General features: G+C 58.9%; 29 protein-coding genes and 1 riboswitch. Of the genes, 7 read left to right on the forward strand and 22 right to left on the reverse strand.

Annotated elements, in window-relative coordinates:
* Positions 1-28 precede the first annotated feature (28 nt).
* On the reverse strand, positions 29-799 hold the full coding sequence (locus F3J41_RS07535) for a transporter substrate-binding domain-containing protein (protein ID WP_021508935.1): 771 nt from the start codon (positions 797-799) through the stop codon (positions 29-31).
* A gap of 267 nt (positions 800-1,066) precedes the next feature.
* On the opposite strand from F3J41_RS07535, the gene F3J41_RS07540 reads away from it, so the two are divergent.
* Positions 1,067-1,741, forward strand: a complete 675-nt coding sequence (locus F3J41_RS07540) for a heavy metal response regulator transcription factor (protein WP_021508934.1) — start codon at positions 1,067-1,069, stop codon at positions 1,739-1,741.
* Positions 1,738-3,117, forward strand: coding sequence for a heavy metal sensor histidine kinase (locus F3J41_RS07545; RefSeq protein ID WP_166710512.1), 1,380 nt, complete (start codon positions 1,738-1,740; stop codon positions 3,115-3,117). Before F3J41_RS07540 ends, F3J41_RS07545 begins: the two co-directional genes overlap by 4 nt.
* Before the next feature lie 37 nt (positions 3,118-3,154).
* Here F3J41_RS07545 and F3J41_RS07550 read toward each other — a convergent pair whose 3' ends face one another.
* Both F3J41_RS07550 and F3J41_RS07555 read right to left on the reverse strand, forming a co-directional pair.
* A complete protein-coding gene (locus F3J41_RS07550) occupies positions 3,155-3,808 on the reverse strand; it encodes an oxygen-insensitive NAD(P)H-dependent nitroreductase NfsB (protein WP_021508932.1) in 654 nt (217 codons plus the stop codon).
* A 104-nt stretch (positions 3,809-3,912) separates the two neighbouring features.
* Positions 3,913-4,914 (reverse strand): zinc-binding alcohol dehydrogenase family protein, encoded by a 1,002-nt coding sequence (locus F3J41_RS07555; protein WP_166710514.1) that lies wholly within the window; start codon positions 4,912-4,914, stop codon positions 3,913-3,915.
* Between the two features lie 136 nt (positions 4,915-5,050).
* Here F3J41_RS07555 and F3J41_RS07560 point away from each other — a divergent pair, with 136 nt between their 5' ends.
* From F3J41_RS07560 to F3J41_RS07570, 3 genes are all read left to right on the forward strand, one after another.
* Positions 5,051-5,968, forward strand: a complete 918-nt coding sequence (locus tag F3J41_RS07560) for a LysR family transcriptional regulator (protein WP_166710516.1) — start codon at positions 5,051-5,053, stop codon at positions 5,966-5,968.
* Between the two features lie 500 nt (positions 5,969-6,468).
* Positions 6,469-6,840, forward strand: coding sequence for a type II toxin-antitoxin system RelE/ParE family toxin (locus tag F3J41_RS07565; RefSeq protein WP_058781070.1), 372 nt, complete (start codon positions 6,469-6,471; stop codon positions 6,838-6,840).
* Positions 6,824-7,123 carry a helix-turn-helix domain-containing protein gene (locus F3J41_RS07570; RefSeq protein WP_021508926.1) on the forward strand — a complete coding sequence of 100 codons (300 nt, stop codon included), beginning with the start codon at positions 6,824-6,826 and terminating at the stop codon, positions 7,121-7,123. The genes F3J41_RS07565 and F3J41_RS07570 overlap by 17 nt, the downstream gene beginning before the upstream one ends.
* A 77-nt stretch (positions 7,124-7,200) precedes the next feature.
* Here the strand turns inward: F3J41_RS07570 and F3J41_RS07575 are convergent, their stop codons facing one another.
* The 8 genes from F3J41_RS07575 to F3J41_RS07610 all read right to left on the reverse strand — a co-directional run bounded on the left by F3J41_RS07575 (position 7,201) and on the right by F3J41_RS07610 (position 13,090).
* Positions 7,201-7,668 (reverse strand): hypothetical protein, encoded by a 468-nt coding sequence (locus F3J41_RS07575; protein ID WP_058759022.1) that lies wholly within the window; start codon positions 7,666-7,668, stop codon positions 7,201-7,203.
* Between the two features lie 185 nt (positions 7,669-7,853).
* Positions 7,854-8,783, reverse strand: coding sequence for an ABC transporter substrate-binding protein (locus F3J41_RS07580; protein ID WP_059009262.1), 930 nt, complete (start codon positions 8,781-8,783; stop codon positions 7,854-7,856).
* Between the two features lie 9 nt (positions 8,784-8,792).
* Positions 8,793-9,527 carry an ABC transporter permease gene (locus F3J41_RS07585; RefSeq protein ID WP_166710518.1) on the reverse strand — a complete coding sequence of 245 codons (735 nt, stop codon included), beginning with the start codon at positions 9,525-9,527 and terminating at the stop codon, positions 8,793-8,795.
* Positions 9,511-10,227: an ABC transporter ATP-binding protein gene (locus F3J41_RS07590; RefSeq protein ID WP_166710520.1), complete on the reverse strand. Its 717-nt coding sequence runs from the start codon at positions 10,225-10,227 to the stop codon at positions 9,511-9,513. The genes F3J41_RS07585 and F3J41_RS07590 overlap by 17 nt, the downstream gene beginning before the upstream one ends.
* Positions 10,224-11,192, reverse strand: coding sequence for a HesA/MoeB/ThiF family protein (locus F3J41_RS07595; protein ID WP_021508921.1), 969 nt, complete (start codon positions 11,190-11,192; stop codon positions 10,224-10,226). The genes F3J41_RS07590 and F3J41_RS07595 overlap by 4 nt, the downstream gene beginning before the upstream one ends.
* A 10-nt stretch (positions 11,193-11,202) precedes the next feature.
* Positions 11,203-11,961 (reverse strand): thiazole synthase, encoded by a 759-nt coding sequence (locus tag F3J41_RS07600; protein WP_166710522.1) that lies wholly within the window; start codon positions 11,959-11,961, stop codon positions 11,203-11,205.
* A 3-nt stretch (positions 11,962-11,964) separates the two neighbouring features.
* Positions 11,965-12,162: a sulfur carrier protein ThiS gene (gene thiS / locus F3J41_RS07605; protein WP_127834999.1), complete on the reverse strand. Its 198-nt coding sequence runs from the start codon at positions 12,160-12,162 to the stop codon at positions 11,965-11,967.
* Entirely contained in the window at positions 12,146-13,090 is a 945-nt protein-coding gene (locus F3J41_RS07610) for an FAD-dependent oxidoreductase (protein WP_058770326.1), read from the reverse strand. Before F3J41_RS07610 ends, thiS begins: the two co-directional genes overlap by 17 nt.
* Positions 13,091-13,216: 126 nt before the next feature.
* Positions 13,217-13,336, reverse strand: a riboswitch (TPP riboswitch).
* A gap of 165 nt (positions 13,337-13,501) precedes the next feature.
* Here F3J41_RS07610 and F3J41_RS07615 point away from each other — a divergent pair.
* Positions 13,502-13,939 (forward strand): 6,7-dimethyl-8-ribityllumazine synthase, encoded by a 438-nt coding sequence (locus F3J41_RS07615; RefSeq protein ID WP_104093410.1) that lies wholly within the window; start codon positions 13,502-13,504, stop codon positions 13,937-13,939.
* A 155-nt stretch (positions 13,940-14,094) separates the two neighbouring features.
* Here the strand turns inward: F3J41_RS07615 and F3J41_RS07620 are convergent, their stop codons facing one another.
* Entirely contained in the window at positions 14,095-14,304 is a 210-nt protein-coding gene (locus tag F3J41_RS07620; RefSeq protein ID WP_031279978.1) for a glycine zipper 2TM domain-containing protein, read from the reverse strand.
* Between the two features lie 253 nt (positions 14,305-14,557).
* Entirely contained in the window at positions 14,558-15,283 is a 726-nt protein-coding gene (locus F3J41_RS07625; RefSeq protein ID WP_021508917.1) for a pirin family protein, read from the reverse strand.
* A gap of 123 nt (positions 15,284-15,406) precedes the next feature.
* On the opposite strand from F3J41_RS07625, the gene F3J41_RS07630 reads away from it, so the two are divergent.
* Positions 15,407-16,288, forward strand: a complete 882-nt coding sequence (locus F3J41_RS07630) for a LysR family transcriptional regulator (protein ID WP_127835000.1) — start codon at positions 15,407-15,409, stop codon at positions 16,286-16,288.
* A 1-nt stretch (position 16,289) separates the two neighbouring features.
* Here F3J41_RS07630 and F3J41_RS07635 read toward each other — a convergent pair whose 3' ends face one another.
* The 9 genes from F3J41_RS07635 to F3J41_RS07675 all read right to left on the reverse strand — a co-directional run bounded on the left by F3J41_RS07635 (position 16,290) and on the right by F3J41_RS07675 (position 24,902).
* Positions 16,290-17,039 carry an anti-sigma factor gene (locus F3J41_RS07635; RefSeq protein WP_021508915.1) on the reverse strand — a complete coding sequence of 250 codons (750 nt, stop codon included), beginning with the start codon at positions 17,037-17,039 and terminating at the stop codon, positions 16,290-16,292.
* Positions 17,036-17,539, reverse strand: coding sequence for a sigma-70 family RNA polymerase sigma factor (locus tag F3J41_RS07640; protein WP_058781060.1), 504 nt, complete (start codon positions 17,537-17,539; stop codon positions 17,036-17,038). The genes F3J41_RS07635 and F3J41_RS07640 overlap by 4 nt, the downstream gene beginning before the upstream one ends.
* The gene (locus tag F3J41_RS07645) at positions 17,539-18,093 is read right to left on the reverse strand and encodes a cytochrome b (protein WP_104187562.1); all 555 of its coding nucleotides are present in this window, start codon (positions 18,091-18,093) and stop codon (positions 17,539-17,541) included. Before F3J41_RS07645 ends, F3J41_RS07640 begins: the two co-directional genes overlap by 1 nt.
* Positions 18,090-19,136, reverse strand: coding sequence for a catalase family peroxidase (locus tag F3J41_RS07650; protein WP_058770331.1), 1,047 nt, complete (start codon positions 19,134-19,136; stop codon positions 18,090-18,092). Before F3J41_RS07650 ends, F3J41_RS07645 begins: the two co-directional genes overlap by 4 nt.
* Before the next feature lie 71 nt (positions 19,137-19,207).
* A complete protein-coding gene (locus tag F3J41_RS07655; protein ID WP_059009278.1) occupies positions 19,208-20,431 on the reverse strand; it encodes an MFS transporter in 1,224 nt (407 codons plus the stop codon).
* A 186-nt stretch (positions 20,432-20,617) separates the two neighbouring features.
* Positions 20,618-21,565, reverse strand: coding sequence for an ROK family protein (locus tag F3J41_RS07660; RefSeq protein ID WP_166710524.1), 948 nt, complete (start codon positions 21,563-21,565; stop codon positions 20,618-20,620).
* Entirely contained in the window at positions 21,562-22,428 is an 867-nt protein-coding gene (locus F3J41_RS07665; RefSeq protein WP_021508909.1) for an ABC transporter permease, read from the reverse strand. The genes F3J41_RS07660 and F3J41_RS07665 overlap by 4 nt, the downstream gene beginning before the upstream one ends.
* Positions 22,428-23,348: an ABC transporter permease gene (locus tag F3J41_RS07670; protein WP_021508908.1), complete on the reverse strand. Its 921-nt coding sequence runs from the start codon at positions 23,346-23,348 to the stop codon at positions 22,428-22,430. Before F3J41_RS07670 ends, F3J41_RS07665 begins: the two co-directional genes overlap by 1 nt.
* 18 nt (positions 23,349-23,366) lie before the next feature.
* A complete protein-coding gene (locus F3J41_RS07675) occupies positions 23,367-24,902 on the reverse strand; it encodes an ABC transporter substrate-binding protein (protein ID WP_059009281.1) in 1,536 nt (511 codons plus the stop codon).
* Between the last annotated feature and the right edge of the window lie 47 nt (positions 24,903-24,949).

Consider the following 24,949-nt stretch of genomic DNA (forward strand, 5'->3'; position numbering starts at 1 on the left):
TGCGTAATGAAGGCAAATCGCCCTGCGATTAGGGATAAACCTTAACTTTAAAGTACTTCTGCGCCAGCCGGTCGTAAGTGCCGTTGCTGTGCAGCGCAGCCAGCGCATTGTTGATTAAAGTAAGATTGGCCGTATCGCCTTTACGCAGCCCGATACCTACGCCGTTCCCCAATAATGCTTTATCCACCAGCGTGGCTTTATTGACATAACCCTTGCCTTCCGGCGTGTTGAGAAAGCCCTGCTCGGCCGAAACCGCATTCGCCAGGCTGGCATCGAGTCGACCCGCTACCAGATCCGGATAGATCTCCATCTGATTCGGATACGAGACCACGTTGACGCCCTGCGGTGCCCACTTCGTTTTGGCGTAGGTTTCCTGGATGGTGCCCTGCGCGACGCCGATATTCTTCCCGCGCAGCGTGCTGATATCCGCCGTCAGCGTGCTGTTGGCAGGCGTCAGCAGCGCGCTGGGCGTGATGTATAGCATATCGCTGAACGCCACCTGCTCGCGGCGCTTCTCCGTCATCGACATCGCCGACAGAATGGCGTCAAATTTCTTCGCCTGCAGCGCCGGAATGCTGCCGTCAAAGCCAATCTGCACCCACTGACATTTCACTTTGGCCTGCGCACAGATGGCATTGCCCAGATCAATATCAAAACCCTGCAGCGAGCCATCGCTGGCTTTGGATTCGAACGGTGGAAAAGTGGGATCGACGCCAAAACGCAGCGTCTGCTGCGCCGCAGCCAGTTGGCTGAGGGCGCTGAGTGACAACAGTAAGGCAAAAGACCAACGCTTTTTCATGATGCTCTCCGGCAGGCTATCTCACAGGTTTTAACCTTGTAATAACACGATGCCGCTGACGCCACCATCAAAAGCGCGCAAAAATGCAGAGCAAATTCTTATATATGTTAATGAGTTAGCGAAATTTGTCGCGCCATTAAGTTTTACTTAACGCTCTGTCATGATTTTGTCATCAGGGGCTCATGCCGCTGTCAGCCTCGGTTTTCTATGCTAACCCGCGTTATACTGCCCGCCATCAGCAAGCGGCCGCCACTACCGGGAGATCGCATGAAAATTTTGGTGATAGAAGATGAAGCCGGGGCGCGTGATTACATGCGCAAAGGATTGACCGAGGCCGGTTTTATCGTCGACGTGGCGGAAAACGGTCAGGATGGCCTGTTTTATGCGCAGGAGCACCATTACGATCTGATTCTGCTGGATGTGATGATGCCCGGCATCAATGGCTGGGAGGTGATGGCGCAGCTGGATAAGCAATTGCAAACGCCGGTGATTTTCCTGACTGCCAAAGGCACGGTGGAAGATCGCATCAAAGGGCTGGAGCTGGGTGCCGATGACTATCTGGTCAAACCCTTCTCCTTCGCCGAACTGCTGGCGCGCGTGCGCACCCAATTGCGGCGCGGTAGCCAGCAGAAGCTGCCCGACATCCTGACGCTGGCCGATCTGCAGCTGGATATTGCCCGTCGCCGGGTCGAGCGCGCCGGACAGCGCATCGACCTGACCAACAAAGAGTTCAATCTGCTGCATCTGTTTCTGCTGCATCCCGGCGAGGTACTGACACGCACGGTGATTGCGTCGCGCGTCTGGGATATGAATTTTGACAGCGACACCAACGTAGTGGATGTGGCGGTAAAACGGCTGCGGCAGAAAATTGACGGCCCTTTTACCCGACCATTAATTCATACCGTGCACGGTGTCGGTTATCGCTGCGAAGCTGAAACATGAAACCCCGCTCGCTCGCCGTCCGCCTTTCGCTACTGCTCAGTGCTACGGTGGTGGTCATTTTTACACTCAGCGGCATGGCGCTGTATCACGCACTGGCGAAGCAGATCGGCGTGCGCGATGACGCAGCCCTGCTGACGCGCATCGATCAAATGCGCACGCTGCTGCGCGATGAAGATGCGCTGACGCTGATTCAGCAGAAGCCGCGGCTGTTCGCCAACATGCTGGGCAATACCGAATCGTTGCTGGTGCTGCGCTTTCCCGGCCAGCCGCCGCTGATCGTGATCAATCCTGGCGCGCGTCCGGTGCCAGCCATTACGCCGGTCGCCGCCGATCAGCCGTTAACCCTGCAATCGGTCCACCATCAGCAGGCGGCGGACGGCACGCCGTTTATCGCCGCCGCCGCGTTAACACCAACGCGCGATGGCAGCGGCCAGATCGAAATCATCACCGGTCGCCTGATGAGCGACCGCACGCAGACCCTCACCGGCTATCGCCACCAGATTATCCTGTGCACCGCGCTGGCGGCGCTGCTGGTCGCCGCGATCAGTGTGCTGCTGGTGCGCCGCGGCCTGACGCCGCTGCGCCGGCTGGCAGCGGAAGCCGGGGTGATCGACGTGCGGCGGCTGTCGCATCGCATTGAACTGACCAGCGCGCCAGGCGAGCTGCAACCGCTGCTGGCGGCGCTCAACCAGATGCTGAGCCGACTAGAGCAAGGTTATCAGCAACTTAGCCAGGTCTCAGCGGACATGGCACACGATCTGCGCACGCCGATTGGCACGCTGCTTGGCCAGACGGAAGTGGCGCTGAACCAGCCGCGCAGCGTCAGCGAGTATCAAACGCTGCTGGGTTCCAATTATGCGGAGCTGGAGCGGCTGGCGAAGATGATTGATAACATGCTGTTTCTCGCCAAAGCCGCAGACGCCAGCCAGGCGCTGGACAGGCAACGCATCGATCTGACACCGCTGGGTGAGCGGTTGAGTGACTATTTTGAGGGCATGGCGGAAGAGCATGGCATGCAGCTTGTCATCTCGCTGCACGGCGAGTTGCACGCCGATCCGCAGTTGTTACAGCGCGCGCTGGCGAATCTGATCGCTAACGCGCTGCATTACGGCACGCGCGACGGCACCATTCACGTCTCCAGCATTCCGCAGCCAGACGCCGTGCTTTTGGTGGTGGAGAATCAGGGGCCGACGCTAAGTCAGGCGCAGCAGGCACGCCTGTTTGACCGCTTCTGGCGCGCCGATGCGTCACGCCAGCAGGGCGGCAGCGGACTGGGTCTGTCAATCGTGCGCGGGATCATGCAACTGCATCAGGGCAGTTGCACGGTGAGCAGCGAACACGGCATTACCCGTTTCTGCCTGCGGTTCCCACGTTAAGCGCGCAGGTGCGCAGGTGCGCACCTGGTTAAGTCCCTTAGATAAACGTGAAAATTTCGTCCTGCGACAGACGCGATTTCGGCAGCGTGGCGTTGAAATCTTCCTCACTGCGATAGCCAAGCGAAACCAGCACCACGCTGGTAAAGCCCTGTTCACGCAGGCCCAGCGCCTGGTCAAGTGCGCGCGCATCAAAGCCTTCCATCGGGGTGGCATCAATGCCGAGCATCGCGGCGCCCAGTAACAGTCCGCCCAGCGCCAGATAGACCTGTTTCTCCATCCACTGCGGCACGTCGCGCAGCTCATAACGGTGCATATCCACATAGCTGCGGCGGCTCTTATCCTGACCGGCTTTGGCTTCGGGTTTGGCAAAACGCCCGTCCTTCTCTTCCTGCGCCAGCACATTTTGCAGGTGCGCTTCATCCAGATCGGTGCGCATGCACAGCGCAATCACGTGTGAGGCGTTCAGCACCTTAGGGTTGTTGTAAATGAACGCGCCGCTGGTGGATTGCGCCATCTTTTCCCGCCCTTCTGCAGTCGATGCGACAACAAAGTGCCACGGCTGCGAGTTAACCGATGACGGGCTGTTGCGCAGCAGGTTAAGCAGCGTGTCGATCTCCTGCTGCGGCAGCGTTTTGCCCGCAGAGAAAGCTTTTACGGTGTGACGGCGGGCAACCGCATCATTAAGGGTCATGAGAGTCTCCTGATTGAAGATTGCGCCAGAGCGCAGATAAATAGCAAAGTCGCTACCATAACCGCCCGGGCTGACGGACGGTTAACCTTAAGTGTTTTAATGACTTAAAAGCCGCTGAGGACAATCTTGCCGCGTGCGCGACCGCTTTCAATCAGCGCATGCGCTTTACGCAGGTTGGCCGCGCTGATGCTGCCGTGATGCTCGCCAGCGGTGGTCTGCAGGGTTTGATCGTCAATCAGCTGACTCACCTGCTGCAGAATCTGATGCTGGCGCTGCATATCGGCGGTATGGAACAGCGAGCGGGTAAACATCAGTTCCCAGTGCAACGAGATGGCTTTGCGCTTCAGCGGTACCGCATCCAGTGTTTCCGGATCGTCAATCAGCGCCAGTTTGCCCTGCGGAGCCAGCACATCGATCAACTGCGGATAGTAGCTGTCGGTATGGGTCAGTGAGGCCACGTAGCGCACCTCTTTATGGCCAATCGTTGCCAGCTGCTCGCCCAGCGGACGCTGATGATCGATAACATGATGGGCACCCAGCGAGCGCACCCAGTCGGCGGTTTCCGGGCGAGAGGCGGTACCAATGACCGTCAGTCGGGTCAGTTTGCGCGCCAGCTGCGTCAGCATCGAACCCACGCCGCCGCCCGCGCCGATGATCAGCAATGTGCCTTCGTCGGCAGCATCAATTTCCAGGCGATCGAACAGCAGTTCCCACGCGGTGAGCGACGTCAGCGGCAGCGCGGCGGCATCGGCGTCGCTCAGCGTGCGCGGCTTGAGTCCGGCGATGCGTTCATCCACCAGTCCGTACTCGGCATAGCTGCCAGCGCGCGTGATGTCGCCGGCGTAGTAAACTTCATCGCCGGGCTGAAACAGCGTGACATCGCTGCCCACCGCCTCGACCACGCCCACGGCATCCCAGCCGAGAATACGCGGCGTGTCCGTCGGGGCGCCAGCACGCACTTTGGTATCAACCGGGTTAACCGCAATCGCGCTGATTTTCACCAGCAGATCGCGTGCGCCTGGCTGCGGTTTCGCCACGTCCAGTTCATACAACGCATTTTCATCTGAAATCGGTAAACCGTTTTGGCTATAAACAATCGCTTTCATGCAACAGGCTCCAGGTGAGTGAATATTTTCAGGGTGTTGACAGCAGCATAGCCAGACATCGCGCCGGGAAAAATGCCTGTTGCAGGACAACACTTTCACTCGTAGAGTGAAAATCCCGATAATGGCGAGAACGTCGATGATTCGTTTAGAAGATGTCACCCTGTTTGTGCGCTCTGCCGCGCTGGGCAGCTTTTCCCGCGCAGCGCGCGAAGCCAACCTGCTGCCCGGTCAGGTCAGCGCCGCCATTCAGCGGCTGGAGCGCGATCTCGATCGCCGCCTGTTTGCGCGATCGACGCGCAGCCTGCGTTTAACGGCGGAAGGCGAAAAGTATCTGCCGTTCGCGCAGGAGATGCTGGCGCTGATGCACGCCGGTGCAGAAAGCCTGCAAAGCCACGACGATGCCCTGAGCGGCGAGCTGAAAATCGCCCTGCCATCTGACATCGGCCGCCATATTATTCTGCCGCTGCTGACAGACTTTTGCCGGGCGCATCCGGCGCTCGGGCTGCGTCTCTCGTTTTCCGATCAGGTGAGTGACGTGTTCCGCGATCCGGTGGATATCGCCATTCGCTACGGTAAGCTGGAGGACAGCAGCTATGTCGCGCTACCGCTGGCGGAAGAAAACCGCCGTGTGATGGTCGCCGCACCCGATTATCTCGATCGACATGGCCGTCCGGAAAAACTCGAGGATCTGGCACAGCATCACTGTCTGCCGTTTGTCATGGGCGGTCACGTGTATGATAAATGGACTTTTCCGCAGGAAGGGATGCGGCGACAGATTACGGTGAAAAGCCGGCTGCTGTGCGACGACGCTGAAGTGGCGCGCCGCTGGGCGATTGCCGGGATGGGGATTGCTTATAAATCCTGGCTTGATGTCTGCGACGATATCAGACACGGCCGGCTGGAACGGGTGCTGCCGCAGCTGCCAGGCGAAAGCACGCCGCTGCATTTAATCTGCCCGCATCGCAAACAATTCTCGCCGGCGATTCGCGCTTTACATCAATTACTGCGTGAACATTTACGCACTCTGACGGCGCAAATCTTACCGGCGATTTAATCTCACCGCTGCGCCTCGACGCCATTAGCCACTCAATCCGGGCCAGCCATCAGGCGAATGCCCCTGCGATTTATCTTTAAAATTAAGGACGCGCGGCCGCAAGCAAATGAAATGCTGTGCCTTCTGAATCCGCGCATGAGAACGCAGCCGTCCGGCACCTCTGATAACCGTGGCACAGCATAGTAATCTTATTCTTAACAGGTAATATTTAACGTTACTTCACTGTATTCACGTTAATTATTCAGGACTGATGATGTCTCAACCCAAAGCGATGTCCGTTAATGCCCTCACCCACATTATCCTGTTCTTCCTGGTCATCAACGCGATTGATGTCGTGTATGCGTTGATGCACTGATGGCTTATTGCGCTGCGCTTTACCGCTGTTTTTTGCGAGCCAGACTCGAAAGATGAGATAAATTCCCCGTCACGGATTTTTTAATCCGCGAGCCTTGATAGACTGCAGACGATAAAATAGACTACAGACTATCAAGGATGGCATCGTGTGGCAGGTTGAAGCAACAGATCGGTTTTGGAAATGGTTGCAGGCTCAGGATGAAGCGTTGCGTCTCGACGTGCTTGCCGCCCTGAAGCTTCTGGCGCAGGACGGTCCGCATCTCGGTCGCCCTTTCGTTGATACTCTGATGTTATCGCGGGTGCCCAATATGAAAGAGCTACGCGTGCAAAGTAAAGGTCGTCCCATCCGCAGCTTTTTTGTTTTCGATCCGCGCCGCCATGCGATTGTGCTGTGTGCCGGCAACAAACAGGGTAAAAATCAGAAGCGTTTCTATCAGCAGATGCTTCACATTGCCGAAACCGAATACCATCATCATCTGAACGCAATCGGGGAAACTCATAATGAAAACCTTGGATGAGATGCTGGCGGCGCTGACGCCCGAACAGCAACATCAGGTCGATGAACGCGTCAGCCAGATGCGTCTGGAATACCAGCTTTATCAATTACGTGAGCAGATGCAGCGGACTCAGCGTCAGCAAGCGCAGGCCATGCACATTGCCCAGTCATCTGTGGCGGCGATGGAAGCGCGTGGCGCAGAGTTAAAAATCTCCACGCTGAAGCGCTACATTGAGGCGCTGGGTGGAGAGCTGACGCTGGGTGTAAAGATGCCGGGTGGCCAGCATGTCGACTTAATTATCTGACCGTTCAGGCAGAGCGCATTACGCCCTGCCCCAGACTTCGATCAACGGTGCCGACATCTGGCCCGCACCGCAGTCAATCAGGAGTTGTTTGGCGTGGCAGCGCTTTCGCTGAACTGCGGTTTTTGCCGCGTAACGGAATAGACCACGTTTTTCGGGCCATTGGTGTCTGTGGTGACATCGACCGCAGGAATGGTCACTTTGCCAAAACCAAACAGTGTTTGCACGTAGCCGCCAATCTGGTGTTTACCGGCCGGAACGCGGAGCTCTTTACTCTCGCCCTTTTGCAGCAGTCCGGCTTCCTGCCCATCCACCGTCACGTACACGGATGAGCCATCGTCGGTGCGCGTCACCAGATGGGAGACATTGATGACGGTCGGTCCGCTGGCAAACGGCGAAGCGCTGTCGTTGTTTTCGACCGGAGCGGAAGCGGTAGCCGGGGCTTCTGCGGCGGCAGCATCAGCGCTGCTGTCGCTGGCAGCATGACGCGCGCAGCCGGTGAGCAGGAGTGTGGCCGTTAACGTGGCCAGTGTGAAACGCGAAAACATCGTGACGAAAAACCTTCTGCTAAATGAGAAGTATTTATTTTAGCGTTACCCGCGCAGTGATAACAGTCACAGAAATCCAGTATTTTCCGAAAACCGGGGATGCGGGTCTCCGTTTGTCCCCCGGCCGCACGCAATGTCAACGCGCGCCGTTCTCCCGGCCAGGGAAAACGGCGCAAGCGGACGAATTACAGTGAATAGCGCGCCAGCGGCGCCACGGTGGTGATCAGCCCGTTGGCTTTCATATATTCACCAAATGCCTGATAACGCGCCTGATTGAATTCCGCACTGTGCGTTGCAAAATAAGGCAGCGTCGCCTGCCAGGCCTGATGATTGAGTGGCGTATCCAGTTCAGGATAACGCTTAATGAACGCCTGCCACGCTTGTTGCGGATGAGCGCGCAGCCAGGCGATGCCCGCATCCAGCCCACGCAGAAATGCCGGGATGCGAGGATCGTTTGCCGCCGTGTTGCTGTTGGCCAGAATAATCAACTCATCGTAGGCCGGCACGCCGTAATCTTCCGGTTTAAACGACACCGGCTTTGCGCCTTTGTCCTGCAAATCCAGCAGCTCGTAGTTACGGAAGATGGTCAACGCGCCGTCAATTTTATGCGTCAGCAGCGCGGAGACGGCGTCCATATTCAGATTTACCAGCTTCACACTGTTAACGTCGACGCCCTGCGATTTCAGCATATTGCGGATAGCCACATCTTCCGCGCCGGGAATCGCATAGCCAATCGATTTACCGGCGAAGTCTTTAATACTGTGGATATCGCCCGATACCGCTGTCAGGGTGTTCAGCGGCTGGTTAATCAGGGTACCAACCCGGATCACCGGCACCTGCTTGTCCACCAGCGTATAGAGTTGAGGCTGATAGCTAATCGCCAGATCCGCTTTGCCTGCCGCCAGTAACAGCGGCACTGATGCGGAATCCGCCGGTGCGATCATCTCGACATCCAGCCCCTGTTGTTTAAACGCCCCGCTGTACTGAGCGGCAAAGATCGCCGCGTGGTTGGGGTTAATGAACCAGTCGAGCAGCAGCCGCACCTTTTCGGCTGCCTGCGCGTTGATGGTGGCCAGCAGCAGTAACGAAGCGATGGCACGAAGAAGTCTATTCACTCAAGTTCCTTAGTATGATTGCCAGAGAAATTTTTTACGCACCAGCGCCACGGCCGCTGAGAGCAGCAGCGCCAGGCTCATTAACAGCAGCAGTGCGGCAAAACTGGTGGCCGTTTCCAGCCGCGCGTTGGATTGCATCATCAGGTAGCCCAACCCTTCGCTGGCACCGACCCACTCGCCGATCACCACCCCAATGGGTGCCAGCACCACCGCCATCTGCAGGCCGGCGAAAAACTGCGGCAGCGCAGCCGGCCAGCGCACGCGCCAGAAAATTCGCCAGCGCGAGGGATACAGCGTTTGCGCCAGCTCCAGCCAGCCGGCAGGCGTACGGCATAAACCGTCGAACAGCGACAGGCACAGCGGGAAAAACAAAATCAGCGCCGCCACCACGACTTTTGACGCGATGCCAAAACCCAGCCACAACACCAGCAGCGGGGCCAGCGCAAATACCGGGATGGTCTGGCTGGCCGTCACCAGCGGAAACAGCATCCGACGCAGTAGCGGGCTGGAGGCCATCAGCACCGCCAGCACCACGCCACCGCCGCCGCCCAGCAGCAGCGCCAGCACGATTTCTGCCAGCGTGAACAGCGCGTGATGCGCGAGCAGTTGGCGCTTTTGCCACAGAGCCTCCAGCACCGATTGCGGCGCGGGCAGCAGAAATGCCGGAACGCCGTTGTGCCGCGCCAGCAGCCACACGCCCAGCACTACCGCGAACAGGTAGACAGCACTACTCAGTTTTTTCATAGGAATTCAGTCGGGAAAAGAGTTCGGCCTGCGCCTGCAGCAGTCGGGCATCATTGAGCGCGCGCGGCACCGTACCGGCCGGCACAGGCCAGTGCGTCACCTGCAGCGGCTGGCCGTGCAACAGCAGGATGTCATCAGCCATGCGGCAGGCTTCCAGCGGATCGTGCGTCACCAGCAGCACCGTTTTGCCGCGCAGCAGCGTCGCGGTCAGCGTTTGCAGCTGGTGTTTAGTCATCACATCCAGCGTGGCGAACGGCTCATCCATCAGCACCAGCTCGCGCTGCGCATACAGCGTGCGCGCCAGCGCGACCCGCTGCCGCATACCACCCGAGAGCTGTGAGGGCGCGGCTTGCGCCTCGTCTTCCAGTCCCACCTGCGCCAGCAAATGGTGCGCCCGCACGCGGTCCGGCTTCGCACCGCTTAGACGCGCCGTCAACATCACGTTCTCCAGCACCGTCAGCCACGGATAGAGCAGATCCTGCTGCCCCATCCATGCCACGTGCTGCGCAATACCGCTCAGGCTGCCCTGCTGCGGCTGCACTAAGCCGGCCACCAGACGCAGCAGCGTGCTTTTACCAATGCCGCTGCAGCCCAGCAGCACCGTGGTTTTGCCGCCGCGCAGTTGCAAATTGAGCCGATCGCATAGCTGTTTTTCGCCCCAGGCAAAGCTCACCTGGTCAAAGCGGATGTCCTGCGTCATGGCCGGCGCGCCGCCAGAATCGCCAGCTGATTAAAGCCGCGCTGCGCCAGCGCGCTGGCCGCCTGCGCCGCCCGGATGCCGCTGGCGCAGACCAGTACGATGCGGCGATCCGCCGGTGGCTGCCAGGCGTCCAGTTCGTGCGGCAATACGCGCTCAACCCGATCGGCCACGCTGGCAGGCGCCTCTTCGCAGCTGCGCAGCTCCACAATGCAGTCTCCGGGTTGTAACAGGTGAGCATCAATAAACGGCACGCCGGGCTGGGCCGGTTCCTGTGCCGCATCAAAGCGGAACGAACGAAAGTGCCAGCTGACGAAGTCACAGTTGACCATGCAGCCGAGCGGTGAGGGTTGCAGCCCGAGCAGTACGCTGAGCGCCATCTGCGCCTGCATCGCCCCCAGCGCCGCCACGGCCGGGCCCATCACGCCAGCGGTGTTACAGTTAGCCGCGGAAGCAGGCAGCTGCGGAAACAGCGCACGATAGCTCGGCGCGCCGCCGCAAAAACCGCCAGCATAGCCCTGACGACCCAGCACCGAGGCGCTGATCAGCGGTATGCCTGCCTGGAAACAGGCATCAGACAGTTGGTAAGTCACCGCGAAGTTATCGGCGGCATCAATCACCAGATCGCACCCCGTCAGCGCCTGCGCGATATTGCTGGCGCTCAGCGCCTCGGGCACCGCTTCGATTTGCACCTCAGGATTGCGCTGCTGCAAAGCCTGCTGCGCCGCCACAGCTTTGCTGCGACCCACATCCTGCAGGGTGAACAGCGTCTGGCGATGCAGGTTATGCAGCGCGACCTGATCATCATCGTACAGGCACAGCTGACCGACGCCCGCGCCCGTCAGCTGAGGCAGCAGCGTGGCGGCCAGCCCACCGGCACCGGCTACCAGCACGCGGGCGCGAGCCAGTTTCTGCTGCCCGACGACGCCAATTTCCGGCAGCATCATCTGGCGTTGGTAGCGTTCCATTGCGCGCTCCTTAGTTCAGGTTAGCGAGGCCGAAGATCGGCGTTGAGGCCACGGCCATATCACGCTTCTCCATCAGCCCGGCATCGCGCGCGCCCTGCCCGGCGGCGATCGCCTGGCTGAACGCGCGCGCCATCGCCACCGGATCGCCCGCTTTCGCCACGGCGGTATTGAGCAGGATGGCATCGAAGCCCATCTCCATAGCCTGCGCTGCCTGTGACGGTGCGCCGATGCCGGCATCAATGATCAGTGGAATATCGCTGAACCAGGCTCGCATCGCCCGCAGCCCGTCAATATTTCGCAGTCCCTGGCCGGAGCCGATGGGCGCGCCCCACGGCATCAGCAGTTCACAGCCGGCGGCCAGCAGTTTTTCACCGACAATCAGATCCTCCGTGGTGTAGGGAAACACCTGGAAGCCGTCGGCGCACAGAATGCGTGCCGCTTCGACCAGCGCGAACGGATCGGGCTGCAGCGTGTCGGCATGACCAATCACTTCCAGCTTGATCCACGGCGTGTTAAACAGCTCGCGCGCCATGTGCGCGGTAGTGACGGCCTCTTTGACCGTGTGGCAGCCAGCGGTATTGGGCAGCACGTGCACATTCAGGCCTGTCAGCAGCTCGCGAAAAGCCGCGCCCGCCGTGCCTTCGCGGCGCAGGCTGACAGTGATAATTTCACTGCCGGATGCGGCGATCGCCTGCTGCAAAATCGCCGGTGAAGGGTAGCCTGCGGTGCCGAGCAGCAAGCGTGACTGCGGTGTAAAATCGTAAAACATCGCTCAGCCTCCCTGCATCGGTGACAGGACTTCCAGCTGCCAGCCTTCCTGCAACTGCAGGCTGGCATACTGACTTTTCGGCACAAAATCGCCATTGCAGGCGGTGGCAACACAGACCGCATCGATTTGCTGTTCGATCAGCAATTCGCTGAGGCTGCTGGCCTCAGTGCTGATGGTGCGGCCGTTAAGCTGAATATTCATGGCTAACCTCCCCGGACAGGCGCTGCATCAGCTGTTCTGCCATCATTGGTGCCAGCAGAAAACCGTGACGATACATGCCGTTAAGATAAAAAATACCGTTGTGATAGTGGATTTCCGGCAGATTAGCCGGCCATGCCGGACGCAGACCGCTGCCGCTTTCGATGACGCGCGCTTCCGCCAGCGCCGGGTGCAGGGTGTAGGCCGCGCTGAGCAGTTCCATCATGGCGCGCGCGCTGATAGCGCTGGCATCGTCGCTTTCGATCATGGTGGCGCCGAGCATGAAGTGGCCGTCGCGACGCGGCACCAGATAACAGGGAAAACGCGGATGGAGCAGACGAATCGGCCGGGAAAATGACACCTCATGACTCTGCAGGATCAGCATTTCCCCACGCACCGCGCGCAGGCCGGAGAGCTGCGCTCTGGCATGGATACCGCGACAGTCGATGATCCGGCCCGATGGCTGGCGCGCATCAAAGCGGACGCCGCGCTGCAGCAGTTTGTCACGCAGTTCAGCCAGCGCACGGCGCGGATCGAGATGTGCTTCGCGCGGGAAAAACAGTCCGCGCGCAAACCGGTTTTCCAGCGCCGGTTCAAGCGACGCCGGATCAACCCATTGATGCGCCGTCGTCATGCGCGCGAAGCGGTTTAACTCCGGGTTATCACGCGGCGGTGCCAGCACTAACGTACCCTGATGCACCACGCTGCTGACGCGCGTTTGCCACCATGCCGCAGCATGCTGGCCGAGGGTAATTACGTCGGCTGGCGCGCTTTCAGCTTCACACCACGGCGCCAGCATGCCACCGGCAAACCACGAGGCAGGCTGACGCGCTTCATCATCAATGACCTCGACGGTTTCGCCGCGCTCAGCCAGTAGCGTGGCAACACAAAGCCCGGACACGCCGCTACCGAGCACGCTCCAGCGGCTCATGAATCACGTTCCGGTAAATAATCTGGGAAATTCACATCGGCCTCTCAGTGATAACTGAGACCCGCAGATACAGGTGAAGGGAATCGACGCCAGCGATCGGGCTCGCCTTTGCGCCAGACGGCTTTGCACATGAGCCGTCAGTCTTCCTACGCCAGTATCAACTGGGTCAGGTTCAAAGGGTCGCTAAGCCGCGCAGTGCGCTATTAGCCTCTCAGTCTCTCAGGCGAGACTCCCCCGACGCGTCTATTTGTATTGCAGGCGCTGGCTGGCGTCAAGCAGCACGTTAACTGCGCTGCCCGCGTTGTGGATCAAAATTGCAACATATGGTATACCAGACGGATAGCGGGCAGATGATAAAAAAGACTTTTTTATTATTCACTTATAAATTTTTCAGCTAATCATGGAAGCATTATGAATAAGTTTCGTGTGGCTTTTATTAAAGCAGGATGGCATCAGGCGATCGTGAACAACGCGCTGGTGGGATTTGAGCAGGAACTGACCGAACAAGGCGTCGAAAATACATTAAAAAGCTATGACGTACCCGGCGCGTTTGAAATGCCGCTGCTGGCTAAACGCCTGGCCGAAACCGGCAAATTTGATGCGATTGTCTGCGCCGCGCTGGTGGTCGACGGTGGCATCTATCGCCATGACTTTGTCGCGCAGGCCGTCGTCGATGGCCTGATGAATGTACAGCTCGCCACCAATGTTCCGGTGTTTTCGGTATCACTCACTCCGCACAATTTTCAGCCGGTCGATGCGATTGAAGCGTTTTATACCGAACATTTTATTAAAAAAGGCAAAGAAGCCGCACGCGCCGCTCTGATGATTCATCAGCTACAGATCGATTAATATTTTTTAAGCGGTAGCGGTAATAATTGATGGCCGGATTAAATAAAGAAATTTCTGGCCGATGAATATTTCAACGCGGGGCTATTGACGGCGGGTTATGAAGTGAAATGATTTCGCCAGCATTCCCGCTGGCGAAATCCTGAGTACCGGTAAAATTAACGGCTGACTTCGTGACCAATCAGGCCGCCGATAGCCGCGCCGCCGAGGGTACCGAAGGTGCTGCCGCCGGTCAGAACGGCGCCGCCCACCGCACCCACACCGGCGCCAATGGCGGTGTTGCGGCCACGATGAGACATACCACAAGCCGTTACAGAAAAGGCTAAAACCAATACCACTGCGATATTAAAGCTGCGTTTTAAAACCATCAAAATCCTCATTACCATTAATTCTAATGGAATGTAATAGTGTTAACTTTGTTTGTTGTTTAGCCGCCAAATACCTGGCGTAGCGTGCTTATCCTGGAGGCAAATTTAAGGGGCTTTGCATTTTTGTGGAAGGTAAAAATTCCTATTTTATGCCGGACCTGCCAGGCGCTGGTTATTATTCGTACCTTAAGCCAAATAAAAAGGCATGGCGTGAAGGTTCACGCCATGCCTCGATGACTTACCGTGCAATGAATTAACGCTGCGGATGATTAACTTCTACTGGTCGTAAATCAAACACCAGCACTTCAGCATTGTTACCGTTAGCGAACTGCAGCGCCGTCTCATTGCGTACGCGCGCGCCATCGCCGGCTTTAAAGCTCACGCCATTCACTTCAATGCTGCCGCGCGCCACATGAATATAAGCATAGCGATCGTTAGCCAGTTCCAGCGTCTGCTGCTCAGCACCGTCAAACAGTCCCGCGTAAATACGCATATCCTGACGTACGCGCAGCGAGCCGTTGTCGCCTTGTGGCGAAACAATCAGGCGCAACTGGCCGCGTTTGTCGGCCTCTGCCACTGACACCTGCTGGTAACCTGGCTCAGTACCGCGTTCTGCCGGCACAATCCAGATCTGCAGGAAGTGCACATTGTCCTGTTTCGAGTGGTTAAACTCGCTGTGCGTCACACCGCTGCCGGCGCTCATCAGCTGCACGTCACCGGGCACGATAACCGAACCGGTACCCATGGAATCTTTATGCTCCAGCGCGCCTTCCAGCACGTAGGAGATAATCTCCATGTTGTTGTGCGGATGCGCACCGAAACCGCGACCCGGTGCTACCTGATCATCGTTAATCACCAGCAGATCGGAGAAACCGGTCTGTTGTGGGTCCCAGTAGCTGGCAAACGAAAAGGTATGGCGTGAATGCAGCCAGCCGTGATCGCCTAAGCCACGTTGTTCGGACAGTCGTTGTTCAATCATGGTCTGCTCCTTAAATTTTTAGCTGGAGGGCGAAGGCCCTTCCCGTTGCTGACCAGTATACGTAAACTGATTTGCCCAACAATGCGCCTGTATGACAATGACTGTCACAGATAAGTGGACAATATGCAGATTGAAGATCTCCGGATTTACGTCGCCGTAATCAAAGCGGGCAACTTTACCGCTGCGGCTGAACAGCTGATGCTCTCGAAGCAATACGTCAGCCGACGCATCGCCGCGCTGGAAGAGTCGCTCGGGGCGCGTTTGCTGAATCGCAACACGCGCAAACTGTCCGTTACCGACAACGGCCAGCTGTTTGCCCAGCATGCGCAGCGCATTCTGGATGATGTGCAGGAAGCCGAACTGGCGGTGTCCGGTCGTCGTCAGGTGCTGCGCGGCAGTTTTCGTCTCAGCGTGCCGATGTCGTTCGGCATCAGCCATCTTTCCCCTTATATCGCCGAATTCCTGAGCCAGCATCCCGGTATCCAGTTCCAGGTGGAACTGGCCGATCGGCATGTGGATATGGTGGGTGAAGGTTTTGATATGGCGATTCGCATCGGCACGCTGCCGGACTCCAGCCTGATCGCCAAACGGCTGGGGGAATTCCGCCGCGTGATCTGCGCCAGCCCGGCCTACCTGCAGGGCGCCGGCGCACCGCGTGAGCCGGAGGATCTGCTGCACCATCTCTGTCTGCGCTATGGGCGTGAAAGCCAGACCGGCTGGGAGCTGTTTCAGGGCGACACGCGTAAAGTGCTGGCGGTCCAGGGACCGATGGTCAGCAATAACGGAGAAATGTTGCGTGATGCGGCCGTCGCCGGGCTGGGGATGATCCTGCTGCCGGAGTTTATCGTGGCTCCGGCGCTGGCGCGAGGTGAGCTGGTGACGGTACTGGATGACTGGCATCCGGCCTCGCTGCACCTGAATGCGCTGTATCCGCAGCATCGCCAGCGCAGCGAGATCAATCGGGTATTTATGACGTTCCTGCAGGCCAAGCTGGCAGGCAAATGAATTAGCCCACTTCGCTGCCTATCGCAGCACGCAGCGCCGGTGCGGCTTCGCCGCTCATCGGGCTCACCAGCGCATAGTTATAGTGGCGATCGCTCCAGTATTGCGCCACCAGGTTGTCCGCCTGGCGCGATCCCTTTTCCAGCCGCACGGTCTGCGGGCGGATGTACCAGCCAACGCGCGTGCCGCTGGCGGTCTGATACAGCACCAGCGCCGAGGCGCCATGCTCATTCGCCATCAGGCGCGCGCCGATGAGCTGATAGCCAAAGCGCTCCAGATTGGGCGGCAGCGTACCGTTGATAAAATAGCGGCCCAGCCAGCTGGCCAGCTGTGTCGTCTGGTGGGTGCTAATGTCCATCGTCGCCTGCTGCGCGCCATCGCCGAATAACCGGTAAGCCTGTACCGCATCCTCCATCGGTAACGGATGATTCTGTAAGCGTTCAGTCATCTGCCAGCCGGACAGGCTGCCGATCCCCAACGCCAGCACCAGCGAGCAGGCCAGCGCCAGCCGCTGATAACGCTGCCGCGCACGCCGCTGGCGCAGCTGTGCCGGCTGCAGTGGCGTAAAGGTGGTTCGCGCCATATTGCGCTGCAGGCTTTGTTGCAAGCGCAGCTTGTCCTGACGCCAGCCCTCAACCTGGGCGGCGATGTCAGGATGCTGCACCAACCAGTCGCTGACGGCCTGATGGCTGGCACTATCCAGTTCACCATCCAGCCAGGCGTGCAGCTGGTTCTCATCGGGCGGGATATTCATTTTAATCTCCTCAACGTCACCGGGGCCGGCAGGCCTTCGGTCATGTGCTGCAACTGTTTTCTCGCCCGCGACAACCGTGACATCACGGTGCCCAGCGGAATGTCCAGCGTGTCAGCTGCTTCCTGATAACGCATGCCTTCCACGTTAACCAGGAGCAGCAATGCGCGACTGTCAGCCGGCAGACGGGCGAACAGCGCCAGCATCTCATCGGCGATGGCGTGATGCTCAGCCGACTCGGCAAAGGGCTCGGCGCGGCTGAACAGCGTCATAATCGCCTGCCAGCGCTTGCGGCGCCGTTCGCCATCAATGAACTGATGCCAGAGAATGGAAAATAGCCAGGCACGCAGACTGCGCGTGTCATCGCGCGCCGCGTCCAGTGCTTTGACCAGCGTGTTTTGTACCAAATCCTCAGCGGCCATGCGCTCACGCGTCAGCCCCAGCGCAAAACGCTGCAAATGCGGCAGTAATGCGCGGATTTCGTCATCGCTCAATGCAGACATTATTTTTGCTCTCGCACCCGGCGCAGGCCGGTCATGCTACTCAGCACGCCATCACGTAAAATCAGACCATGCAGCAGCGCGGCAGCCAGATGGGCCAGGATCAGCGCGAACAGACTAAACGCCAGCAGCGAGTGTAACGGGCGCAGCACGGCATAACTTTCCACGCTAACCGGCAGCAGCGGCGGCAGCACCAGTCCCTCGCCAATCGTCACCGGAAACCCGCCTGCCGACAGCATTGCCCAGCCTACCAGCGGTTGCGCCAGCATCAGAAAATAGAGCGCCAGATGGGTCAAATGTGCCACCGTTTGCTGCCAGCCAGGCACCGACGCGGGCATGGCGGGCACACCATAGTAACGCCGCAGCCCGATACGCACGACTACCAGCAACGCGATCACCACGCCGAGCGGTTTGTGTATCGCCAGCAGCAGCGAATGGGCAGCCGAGATATCCGCCACCATCGCCACGCCGATAAATAGCATGGTCAGCACGGCCAGCGCCATCAACCAGTGTACGATGCGCAGCAGCGGATGAAACAGGGTTGTCTGGTGACTCATGATTTTTTCTCCTGCTGGCGCGCCTGTTCAGCCGTGCGCAGATTGAAAGATTTCGCGTAAGCGGCGGAGCGCGCGTTGAGCAGCGGATCGTCCGAACCGCTGATGCCCTGCGGCAGGATCAGCGGATCGTAATTGATGTCATTGCAGCTGCCGCCCTGTTGCGGGCTGCTGTCGCGCAGCGTTAGCGTACCGGCGACAACCTGCTGCCGATCGGCTGGCCACACCTTGCTGGCATCGTTCACCGCATCGCCGGGGTGAGCCACGCTGATCACCAGATCCCACTTCAGCGGTGCGGTCGCCAGCCGGTCGTGCAGGTCGCTCTGCAGATAATCCGGCTGCTGCTGAGCGGCGCTAATCGGCTGCCATGGCGTACGCGGCACCAGACTCCAGCGCACAAAGCGCGTTTCCCCCTGCGCATTGGTAAAGCGGAAGGCATTCAGGCTGTTGTACTGCTCCTGTGCCCAGCTGGCGGCCAGTACGTGGGTTTTTACCCAGGCAAAGAACGGTTTAACTTCGGGATGGGCAACGGTAAACGCCATCAGCTTTTGCGCATCAGGCTTGCCGGTCTGCGGCAGCGGTCGGCTGGCCTGCTGCTGATCGTAAAAAGCCTGCGGCGTACTGACCGGGAAAAACGGCAGCGCGTTCATGCCGGTACGCCACTGCTCGCCGTGCGCCAGCTGAAATTCCAGCGCCAGGCTGCGCACCGGCACGCCATAATCCGGCGCGTGCGGATTACCGCCGGCAATGGCAAAGCGGCCAATCACCGGCACCGTACCCGGCTGGAAAACGCTGGCGCGTGACAGAAACGCCGCATTGCCGCTGGAGGTAAAATCACCGGTAACGCACACGCCCTTGGCATGATTGCGCCGGTATCCCGGATGCACACCGCTGTTTTGCTGCAGCGACTGCACCAGACTTTGCGCACTGAGGCGCTGCGGCGTCAGCCAGCCGCCTGCAGCAAGAAACAGCACCAGCAGTAATCCGGGAATAATGACGACCAGCAGTAACAACGGCAGATGTCTGACCGTAGGTTTAAAGTTCATCTTAGCCAACTCAGTAAGGAAAAGTGGGCATAAGACGAACCAGCGCGGCGTTTATTCCCGCGCGGTAAAAATTATTTTATGGCGAGCGCCGGCGTCCGGCGCGCATCACGCACCGCAACGGCATGAATCAGCAGCCCCAGCACGGACAGAATGGCCCCAACCCAGCCGGTAGACTGCCAGCCCAGCCCGGCGGAAATGGTGATGCCGCCGAGCCACGCCCCCAGCGCGTTGGCAATGTTAAACGCGGAGTGATTAAGCGCGGCCGCCAGGGTTTGTGCATCACCGGCCACGTCCATCAGGCGGATCTGTAGCACGCTTCCCAGCGCCACCATGGTACCGACCAGCATCACGTTAAGCGCGCCCGCCAGCGCATAATGCGCGGCAAAGACAAACGCGCTCAATACCAGCAGCGACCACACCAGCACAATGCGGATGGTTTTCTCCAGCCCGCGATCGGCCAGACGTCCCCCGACAAGGTTGCCGATAATCATGCCAAGACCAAACAGCGCCAGTATCGCCGGCACCAGATTCTCCGGCAGGTGGGCCAGTTCCATCATGGTGGGTTTAACGTAACTGAATACCGAGAACATGCCGCCGCTGCCAATCGCGCCAATTGCCAGCGTCAGCAAAACCTGCTTGCGCGTCAGCGCCGAGAGCTCGCGCAGTGGACTGGCCTGCTTGTCACCGGCCACATTGGGTACCCAAAGCCACACCAGTAGCAGCGTCAGCAGCGCCAGTCCGCCGACGATGGCAAACGCATCACGCCAGCCAAACCACTGGCCGATGGCGGTAACGGCAGGTACGCCAATCAGATTGGCGATGGTTAATCCCAGCAACACCATCGACACCGCCTGCGCGCGCCGCGCGCGCTCCACCAGTCCTGCCGCCACCAGCGCCGCAACGCCAAAGAAGGTGCCGTGCGGAAAGCCCGCCAGAAAGCGGGCTACCAGCATCGCAGGGTAGCCCGGCACGACAGCGCTCAGCAGATTACCCAGCGCAAACAGGCCCATCAGCGTCATCAGGAAATTACGCCGTGAAGCCCGCGCGCCGAGAATAGCCAGCAGCGGCGCGCCAATCACTACGCCGAGGGCATAAATGCTGATGAGATGGCCGGCCTCAGGAATCGTGACGTTCAGGCCTTTCGCCGCATCGGGCAGCAGGCCCATGATGACAAATTCACCGGTGCCGATGGCAAATCCACCGGTGCCCAGCGCGAACAGCGCTTTTGGCACGCTGTGACGCGGCAGCGAGGCCTCGTCCGGGAGCTGAGAGAGTTGAGGTTGTACTGATGACATGTTTTTTTCCGTACCGCAGGTGAAAAAAACAGCAAAGAGGCTGGCGACAGTGTCTGTTCACCAGCCTCTTTGCTGCGGGTTTTAGCGCGTCAAGCTTAGCGCATTTAAGGTTGAATCGGGTTCAACGAAGTCTTGAGCGCAACACGGTAACCGAAAAGCGCGAGCAACGGGCGAAAGGGCAAAAGCTCAGGACGCGCTGAGCGCCTGCCGCGCCAGCAGCGCCGCGCCCACCATGCCGCCCTGATGGGCAAACTCGCCCGGCACCACCAGCGCATGCGCTGTGCTGCGCAACACACAGCGCTGCACCGCATCATTAAGCGCAGCAATCAGCGGGGTGACCGAAGCCAGTCCGCCGCCTACCGCCACCCGCGACGCGCCGGTAATGTTAATGGTGTAGGCGAGCGGCTCGCTCACCAGTTGCAGCCAGGCTTCTATCGTCTGCTGCGCCCGCGCTTCTGCCTGCTGCCAGCGGGCAATGATTTCCACGCTGCTGGCGCTTTCAGCGTGCAGCACCTGATGCAGCGTTTCCAGCCCGCGCGCGCCGCCGTAGGTGTCCAGACATCCTGTCTGGCCGCACGGGCACGCCTGGCGCGGCACGCGCACGCGACCATGTGCCAGCGTCACTTCCGTGAGGGTAATCGGCCCGTGGCCCCATTCGCCGGTCAGGCCGTTTTGTCCGGTGATAATGCGGCCGTCCGCCACCAGACCACCGCCCACGCCGGAACCGAGAATCGCGCCAAACACCACTTTGTGCCCTTTGCCGCTGCCGGCCAGCGCTTCGGCCAGGGCAAAGCAGTCGGCATCGTTGTGCGCGATCACCGGCCGCTGCAGCACCTCACCCAGTTCCCGCGCCAGATTACGCCGGTGAAAAGCCGGGATGTTGCTGGCAAACATTTCGCCGGTTTGCGGTGCCACAATGCCCGCCGTAGAGATGGCGACAGCCGCCTGGCTGCTGAAATGGTTATGCTGCCCGGCGATCATCTCGCTGACTCTGGCGCAAAAAGCCTGCCAGTCCGTCGCCGGGATTTTTTGCTGATCGAGCAGGGTAAGCCGATCCTGTGTATCCATCACGCCAAGCTTAATAAAGGAGCCGCCCAAATCGAGGCAGATCACGGTTGAGTGCGGGTGAGTCATAAACGTTTATCCATTACATCGCGCAGGCCGTCGCCCAGCACATTAAAACCGAGCACGGTAATCAAAATCGCCAGTCCGGGAAATAGGGAGACGTAAATATTTAGCCCGAGAAAGTTGCGGCCATCGCTCATCATGGTGCCCCACTCCGGCATCGGCGGCTGCACGCCGAGCCCGAGAAACGACAGACTGGCGGCAGAAAGCACCACCGCACCAGCCGTCAGCGTCGACTGTACAATCAGCGGGCCAATGGCGTTGCGCAGAATATAGTGCGTGATAATGCGCGGGTATCGCACGCCAAGCATATGCGCCGCTTCGATATACTCCATATTTTTCAGTCCCAGCGTCAGGTTGCGACTCAGACGTGCATACACCGGGATCGAGAACAACGAAATGGCGATCAGCATGTTTGTCAGCCCCTCGCCGAGCACGCTGACAATCAGAATCGCCAGTACGATGCCGGGGAAGGCGAAAATAATATCCATCAGCCACATGATCAGCGCATCAATTTTGCGTCCAGCCAGCCCCGAGATGATGCCCAGAGGAATGCCGATCGCCATTGAGATGGCCACGCTGAGACTCACCTCAAATAGCGTGATGCGCGCGCCATAGATGACGCGGGCAAAAATATCGCGGCCGTAATCATCGGTGCCGAACCAGTGGGCAACGGAAGGTGCCTGCAACGTGTTCAACAGATCCTGCTCGATGGGATCCCAGTGAGTGATCAGCGGTGCAAAAAGGGCAGCCAGCACCACCAGCAGCACCAGCCCGCCTCCGGTCGTGATGGAAGGGTTGCCAAGCAAAAACCTCACGATCTGGCGGCGGCGCGCGGGCGGCGGCTGGAGAGACGTGTCGAAACTGTTCATCAGTCGAACCTTATTTTCGGGTTGAGCAAGCCAATCACTATCTCACCGACCAGATTCATCAACACCACGCCGGTTACCGCCACTAACGTTACGCCCTGAATCACCGGATAGTCGCGGTATTTCACCGAATCCACCAGCAGGCGGCCAATACCCGGCCAGTTAAACACCGACTCTGTCACCACTGCACCTCCGATCAGGCTGCCAAAATTCAGCGCGACGATGGTGACAATCGGTATCAGCGCATTGCGCAGCGCGTGTTTCCAGTTAACGCTGGCCGACGATAACCCTTTGGCTCTGGCGGTACGGATGTAATCCTGACTGAGCACATCCAGCATGCTGGAGCGCGTCATCCGCGCAATCATCGCCATCGGGAGAATCGCCAGCGTAACGGTCGGCATCACATAGTTGCGCCACGAATCAGCACCGAGTAGCGGCAGCCAGCCGAGCTGTACCGCAAAGTAGTTCATCGCCAGCAACGCCAGCCAGAAGTTCGCAATCGAGGCACCGGCAATGGTCAGTACCATGACGATCTGATCGGGAATGCGCTGCCGGTAAATGGCCCCGGTCATGCCCGCCGGCACGCCGATGGCAATCGCCAGCAGGTACGCCAGCGCCGCCAGCGACAGCGTGTACGGCAGGCGTTCGCTGATTTCGGTCATCACCGGACGCTGCGACTGCAGCGACAGCCCGAGATTGCCATGCAGCGCTTCACCGGCAAACCTGACGTATTGCAGCGGCAAAGGCTGATCCAGCCCGAGGCGCACGCGCATACTGTCCACCGCTTCCTGCGGCGCTTCCGGGCCGGCCATCAGGCGTGCCGGATCGCCCGGCAACGCGCGGATGGCGATAAACACGATGATCGACACACCGAAGATAATCAACGGCAGCGAGAGCACCTTTTTTGCGACATACGCTTTCATATCAATCAGCCATCAGCACTATTTCTTCACGGCATCACGGACCACAATCTGGCCGCCCGGTTGCATTGTCACGCCACTGATATTTTTGCGCGTCGCATACAGATCGTCCTGATAGTAGAGCAGCACCTGCGGGGCGAGTCCGCTGATCCGCTGCTGTGCCTGGAAATAGAGCGCTTTGCGCTGGGCATCGTCGAGCGTGGAGGCGGCGCTGTCGATTAGCTCATCGGTACGTTTGTCGCTGAAGAAGCCGAGGTTAGCCCCGCCGGGCGCAAAGCTGCTGCTGTGATACAGCGGACGCAACTGCAGATCCGAGCCGTACAGCCCCGAGGACCAGGACGCCAGCACCGCGTCCGTACCCTGCGCGGCTTTCTCTTTGGCATCGGCAAACGCCGCTTTGGCCCATACGCCGCTCTCCATCTGGCGCACGCTGAGTTTGACGCCAATTTTGCTCCACATACCCTGCAGAACCTGCGCGGTACGTGCGTCAGGTGCCTGCACGGCAATCGACATGGCGAAGCCGTCGGCATAGCCCGCTGCCTTAAGCAGATCTTTGGCTTTCTGCACATCATATGGATAGTCATGCAACGCTTTGTCGTAGTTGGCATCGACCGGCGCCAGTGGGGAATTGGCCGGCTGCGCATAACCAAACATCACCGCTTTTACCAGCGCCTGCTGGTCGGTCGCGAAGTTCAGCGCCTGGCGTACTCTGACATCGCTGAGGGCTTTACTCTGCGTATTGAGATCGATCCAGAATACCGCCGCGCCCGGCGACTGTTTTAACTGCACGCCGGGATTATTTTTTAACATGCCGGCAAATTGCGGCGGCACCGGGTTAATAATATCGACCTGACCGGATTGCAGCGCCATATTCATGACTGACGGCTCACTGCTCCAGGTCCATTTTATTTCGTCCGGCCCGGCAGACTTGCCCCAATAGTCCGGATTCTTCTGCTCCAGGACAAATTCACCGGATTTATACTGCGCCAGTTTATAGGGTCCGGTACCGTCGGCTTTATTATTGATCGTGCCGGCTTTGTCAGCTTGTGGACTCACCATTAATCCCGGACCGGAGGCCAGCACGGTTAAAAACGCCGGATTAATTTTCTTCAGTGTAAAGGTGACGGTTAAGTCATCTTTTTTCTGCACGTCCTGAATAAAGGTGCGAATTTTCCCACTTCCGGCAAGACCGCGCTTCGTATCCAGATGACGCTGAAAGTTTTCAACGACCGCATCGGCATTAAATGGCGTGCCATCGTGGAATTTAACGTTGGGACGCAGCGTAAATTCCCAGTGCAGTCCGCTGTCGTCGGCATGCCATGAGAGCGCAAGGGCCGGCATGATTTTGCCATCGTCACCGAGCCGCGTCAGGCCTTCATACATCGGGTCCAGCACCGTGCCGGTAAAGGTCGCGGTCTGATTGCCCGGGTCCATGCTGCGCGGCGGTTCGTTTTGCATAATGACCAGCTGAGCAGCCAAAACCGATGCGCTGGAAAACGACGCCAGAATACCCGCGGCAAGTGTCAGTACCCTGAAATGCTTGAGTGTGCTTTGCATGAAGGCCTCAGTGAATCAGTGACAAAGAGTGAAGAGTCATTGCCCGG

Origin of the sequence: Pantoea sp. Ap-870 (genome assembly GCF_011752515.1) — a bacterium.
GTDB lineage: Bacteria > Pseudomonadota > Gammaproteobacteria > Enterobacterales > Enterobacteriaceae > Pantoea > Pantoea dispersa.

What these genes read in the sequence shown, in the direction of transcription:
- F3J41_RS07535 (WP_021508935.1), bottom strand. Translation starts at nt 799, where the DNA reads ATGAAAAAGCGTTGGTCTTTTGCCTTACTGTTGTCACTCAGCGCCCTC.
- F3J41_RS07540 (WP_021508934.1), top strand. Translation starts at nt 1,067, where the DNA reads ATGAAAATTTTGGTGATAGAAGATGAAGCCGGGGCGCGTGATTACATG.
- F3J41_RS07545 (WP_166710512.1), top strand. Translation starts at nt 1,738, where the DNA reads ATGAAACCCCGCTCGCTCGCCGTCCGCCTTTCGCTACTGCTCAGTGCT.
- F3J41_RS07550 (WP_021508932.1), bottom strand. Translation starts at nt 3,808, where the DNA reads ATGACCCTTAATGATGCGGTTGCCCGCCGTCACACCGTAAAAGCTTTC.
- F3J41_RS07555 (WP_166710514.1), bottom strand. Translation starts at nt 4,914, where the DNA reads ATGAAAGCGATTGTTTATAGCCAAAACGGTTTACCGATTTCAGATGAA.
- F3J41_RS07560 (WP_166710516.1), top strand. Translation starts at nt 5,051, where the DNA reads ATGATTCGTTTAGAAGATGTCACCCTGTTTGTGCGCTCTGCCGCGCTG.
- F3J41_RS07570 (WP_021508926.1), top strand. Translation starts at nt 6,824, where the DNA reads ATGAAAACCTTGGATGAGATGCTGGCGGCGCTGACGCCCGAACAGCAA.
- F3J41_RS07575 (WP_058759022.1), bottom strand. Translation starts at nt 7,668, where the DNA reads ATGTTTTCGCGTTTCACACTGGCCACGTTAACGGCCACACTCCTGCTC.
- F3J41_RS07585 (WP_166710518.1), bottom strand. Translation starts at nt 9,527, where the DNA reads ATGAAAAAACTGAGTAGTGCTGTCTACCTGTTCGCGGTAGTGCTGGGC.
- F3J41_RS07590 (WP_166710520.1), bottom strand. Translation starts at nt 10,227, where the DNA reads ATGACGCAGGACATCCGCTTTGACCAGGTGAGCTTTGCCTGGGGCGAA.
- F3J41_RS07595 (WP_021508921.1), bottom strand. Translation starts at nt 11,192, where the DNA reads ATGGAACGCTACCAACGCCAGATGATGCTGCCGGAAATTGGCGTCGTC.
- F3J41_RS07600 (WP_166710522.1), bottom strand. Translation starts at nt 11,961, where the DNA reads ATGTTTTACGATTTTACACCGCAGTCACGCTTGCTGCTCGGCACCGCA.
- thiS (WP_127834999.1), bottom strand. Translation starts at nt 12,162, where the DNA reads ATGAATATTCAGCTTAACGGCCGCACCATCAGCACTGAGGCCAGCAGC.
- F3J41_RS07610 (WP_058770326.1), bottom strand. Translation starts at nt 13,090, where the DNA reads ATGAGCCGCTGGAGCGTGCTCGGTAGCGGCGTGTCCGGGCTTTGTGTT.
- F3J41_RS07615 (WP_104093410.1), top strand. Translation starts at nt 13,502, where the DNA reads ATGAATAAGTTTCGTGTGGCTTTTATTAAAGCAGGATGGCATCAGGCG.
- F3J41_RS07620 (WP_031279978.1), bottom strand. Translation starts at nt 14,304, where the DNA reads ATGGTTTTAAAACGCAGCTTTAATATCGCAGTGGTATTGGTTTTAGCC.
- F3J41_RS07625 (WP_021508917.1), bottom strand. Translation starts at nt 15,283, where the DNA reads ATGATTGAACAACGACTGTCCGAACAACGTGGCTTAGGCGATCACGGC.
- F3J41_RS07630 (WP_127835000.1), top strand. Translation starts at nt 15,407, where the DNA reads ATGCAGATTGAAGATCTCCGGATTTACGTCGCCGTAATCAAAGCGGGC.
- F3J41_RS07635 (WP_021508915.1), bottom strand. Translation starts at nt 17,039, where the DNA reads ATGAATATCCCGCCCGATGAGAACCAGCTGCACGCCTGGCTGGATGGT.
- F3J41_RS07640 (WP_058781060.1), bottom strand. Translation starts at nt 17,539, where the DNA reads ATGTCTGCATTGAGCGATGACGAAATCCGCGCATTACTGCCGCATTTG.
- F3J41_RS07645 (WP_104187562.1), bottom strand. Translation starts at nt 18,093, where the DNA reads ATGAGTCACCAGACAACCCTGTTTCATCCGCTGCTGCGCATCGTACAC.
- F3J41_RS07650 (WP_058770331.1), bottom strand. Translation starts at nt 19,136, where the DNA reads ATGAACTTTAAACCTACGGTCAGACATCTGCCGTTGTTACTGCTGGTC.
- F3J41_RS07655 (WP_059009278.1), bottom strand. Translation starts at nt 20,431, where the DNA reads ATGTCATCAGTACAACCTCAACTCTCTCAGCTCCCGGACGAGGCCTCG.
- F3J41_RS07660 (WP_166710524.1), bottom strand. Translation starts at nt 21,565, where the DNA reads ATGACTCACCCGCACTCAACCGTGATCTGCCTCGATTTGGGCGGCTCC.
- F3J41_RS07665 (WP_021508909.1), bottom strand. Translation starts at nt 22,428, where the DNA reads ATGAACAGTTTCGACACGTCTCTCCAGCCGCCGCCCGCGCGCCGCCGC.
- F3J41_RS07670 (WP_021508908.1), bottom strand. Translation starts at nt 23,348, where the DNA reads ATGAAAGCGTATGTCGCAAAAAAGGTGCTCTCGCTGCCGTTGATTATC.
- F3J41_RS07675 (WP_059009281.1), bottom strand. Translation starts at nt 24,902, where the DNA reads ATGCAAAGCACACTCAAGCATTTCAGGGTACTGACACTTGCCGCGGGT.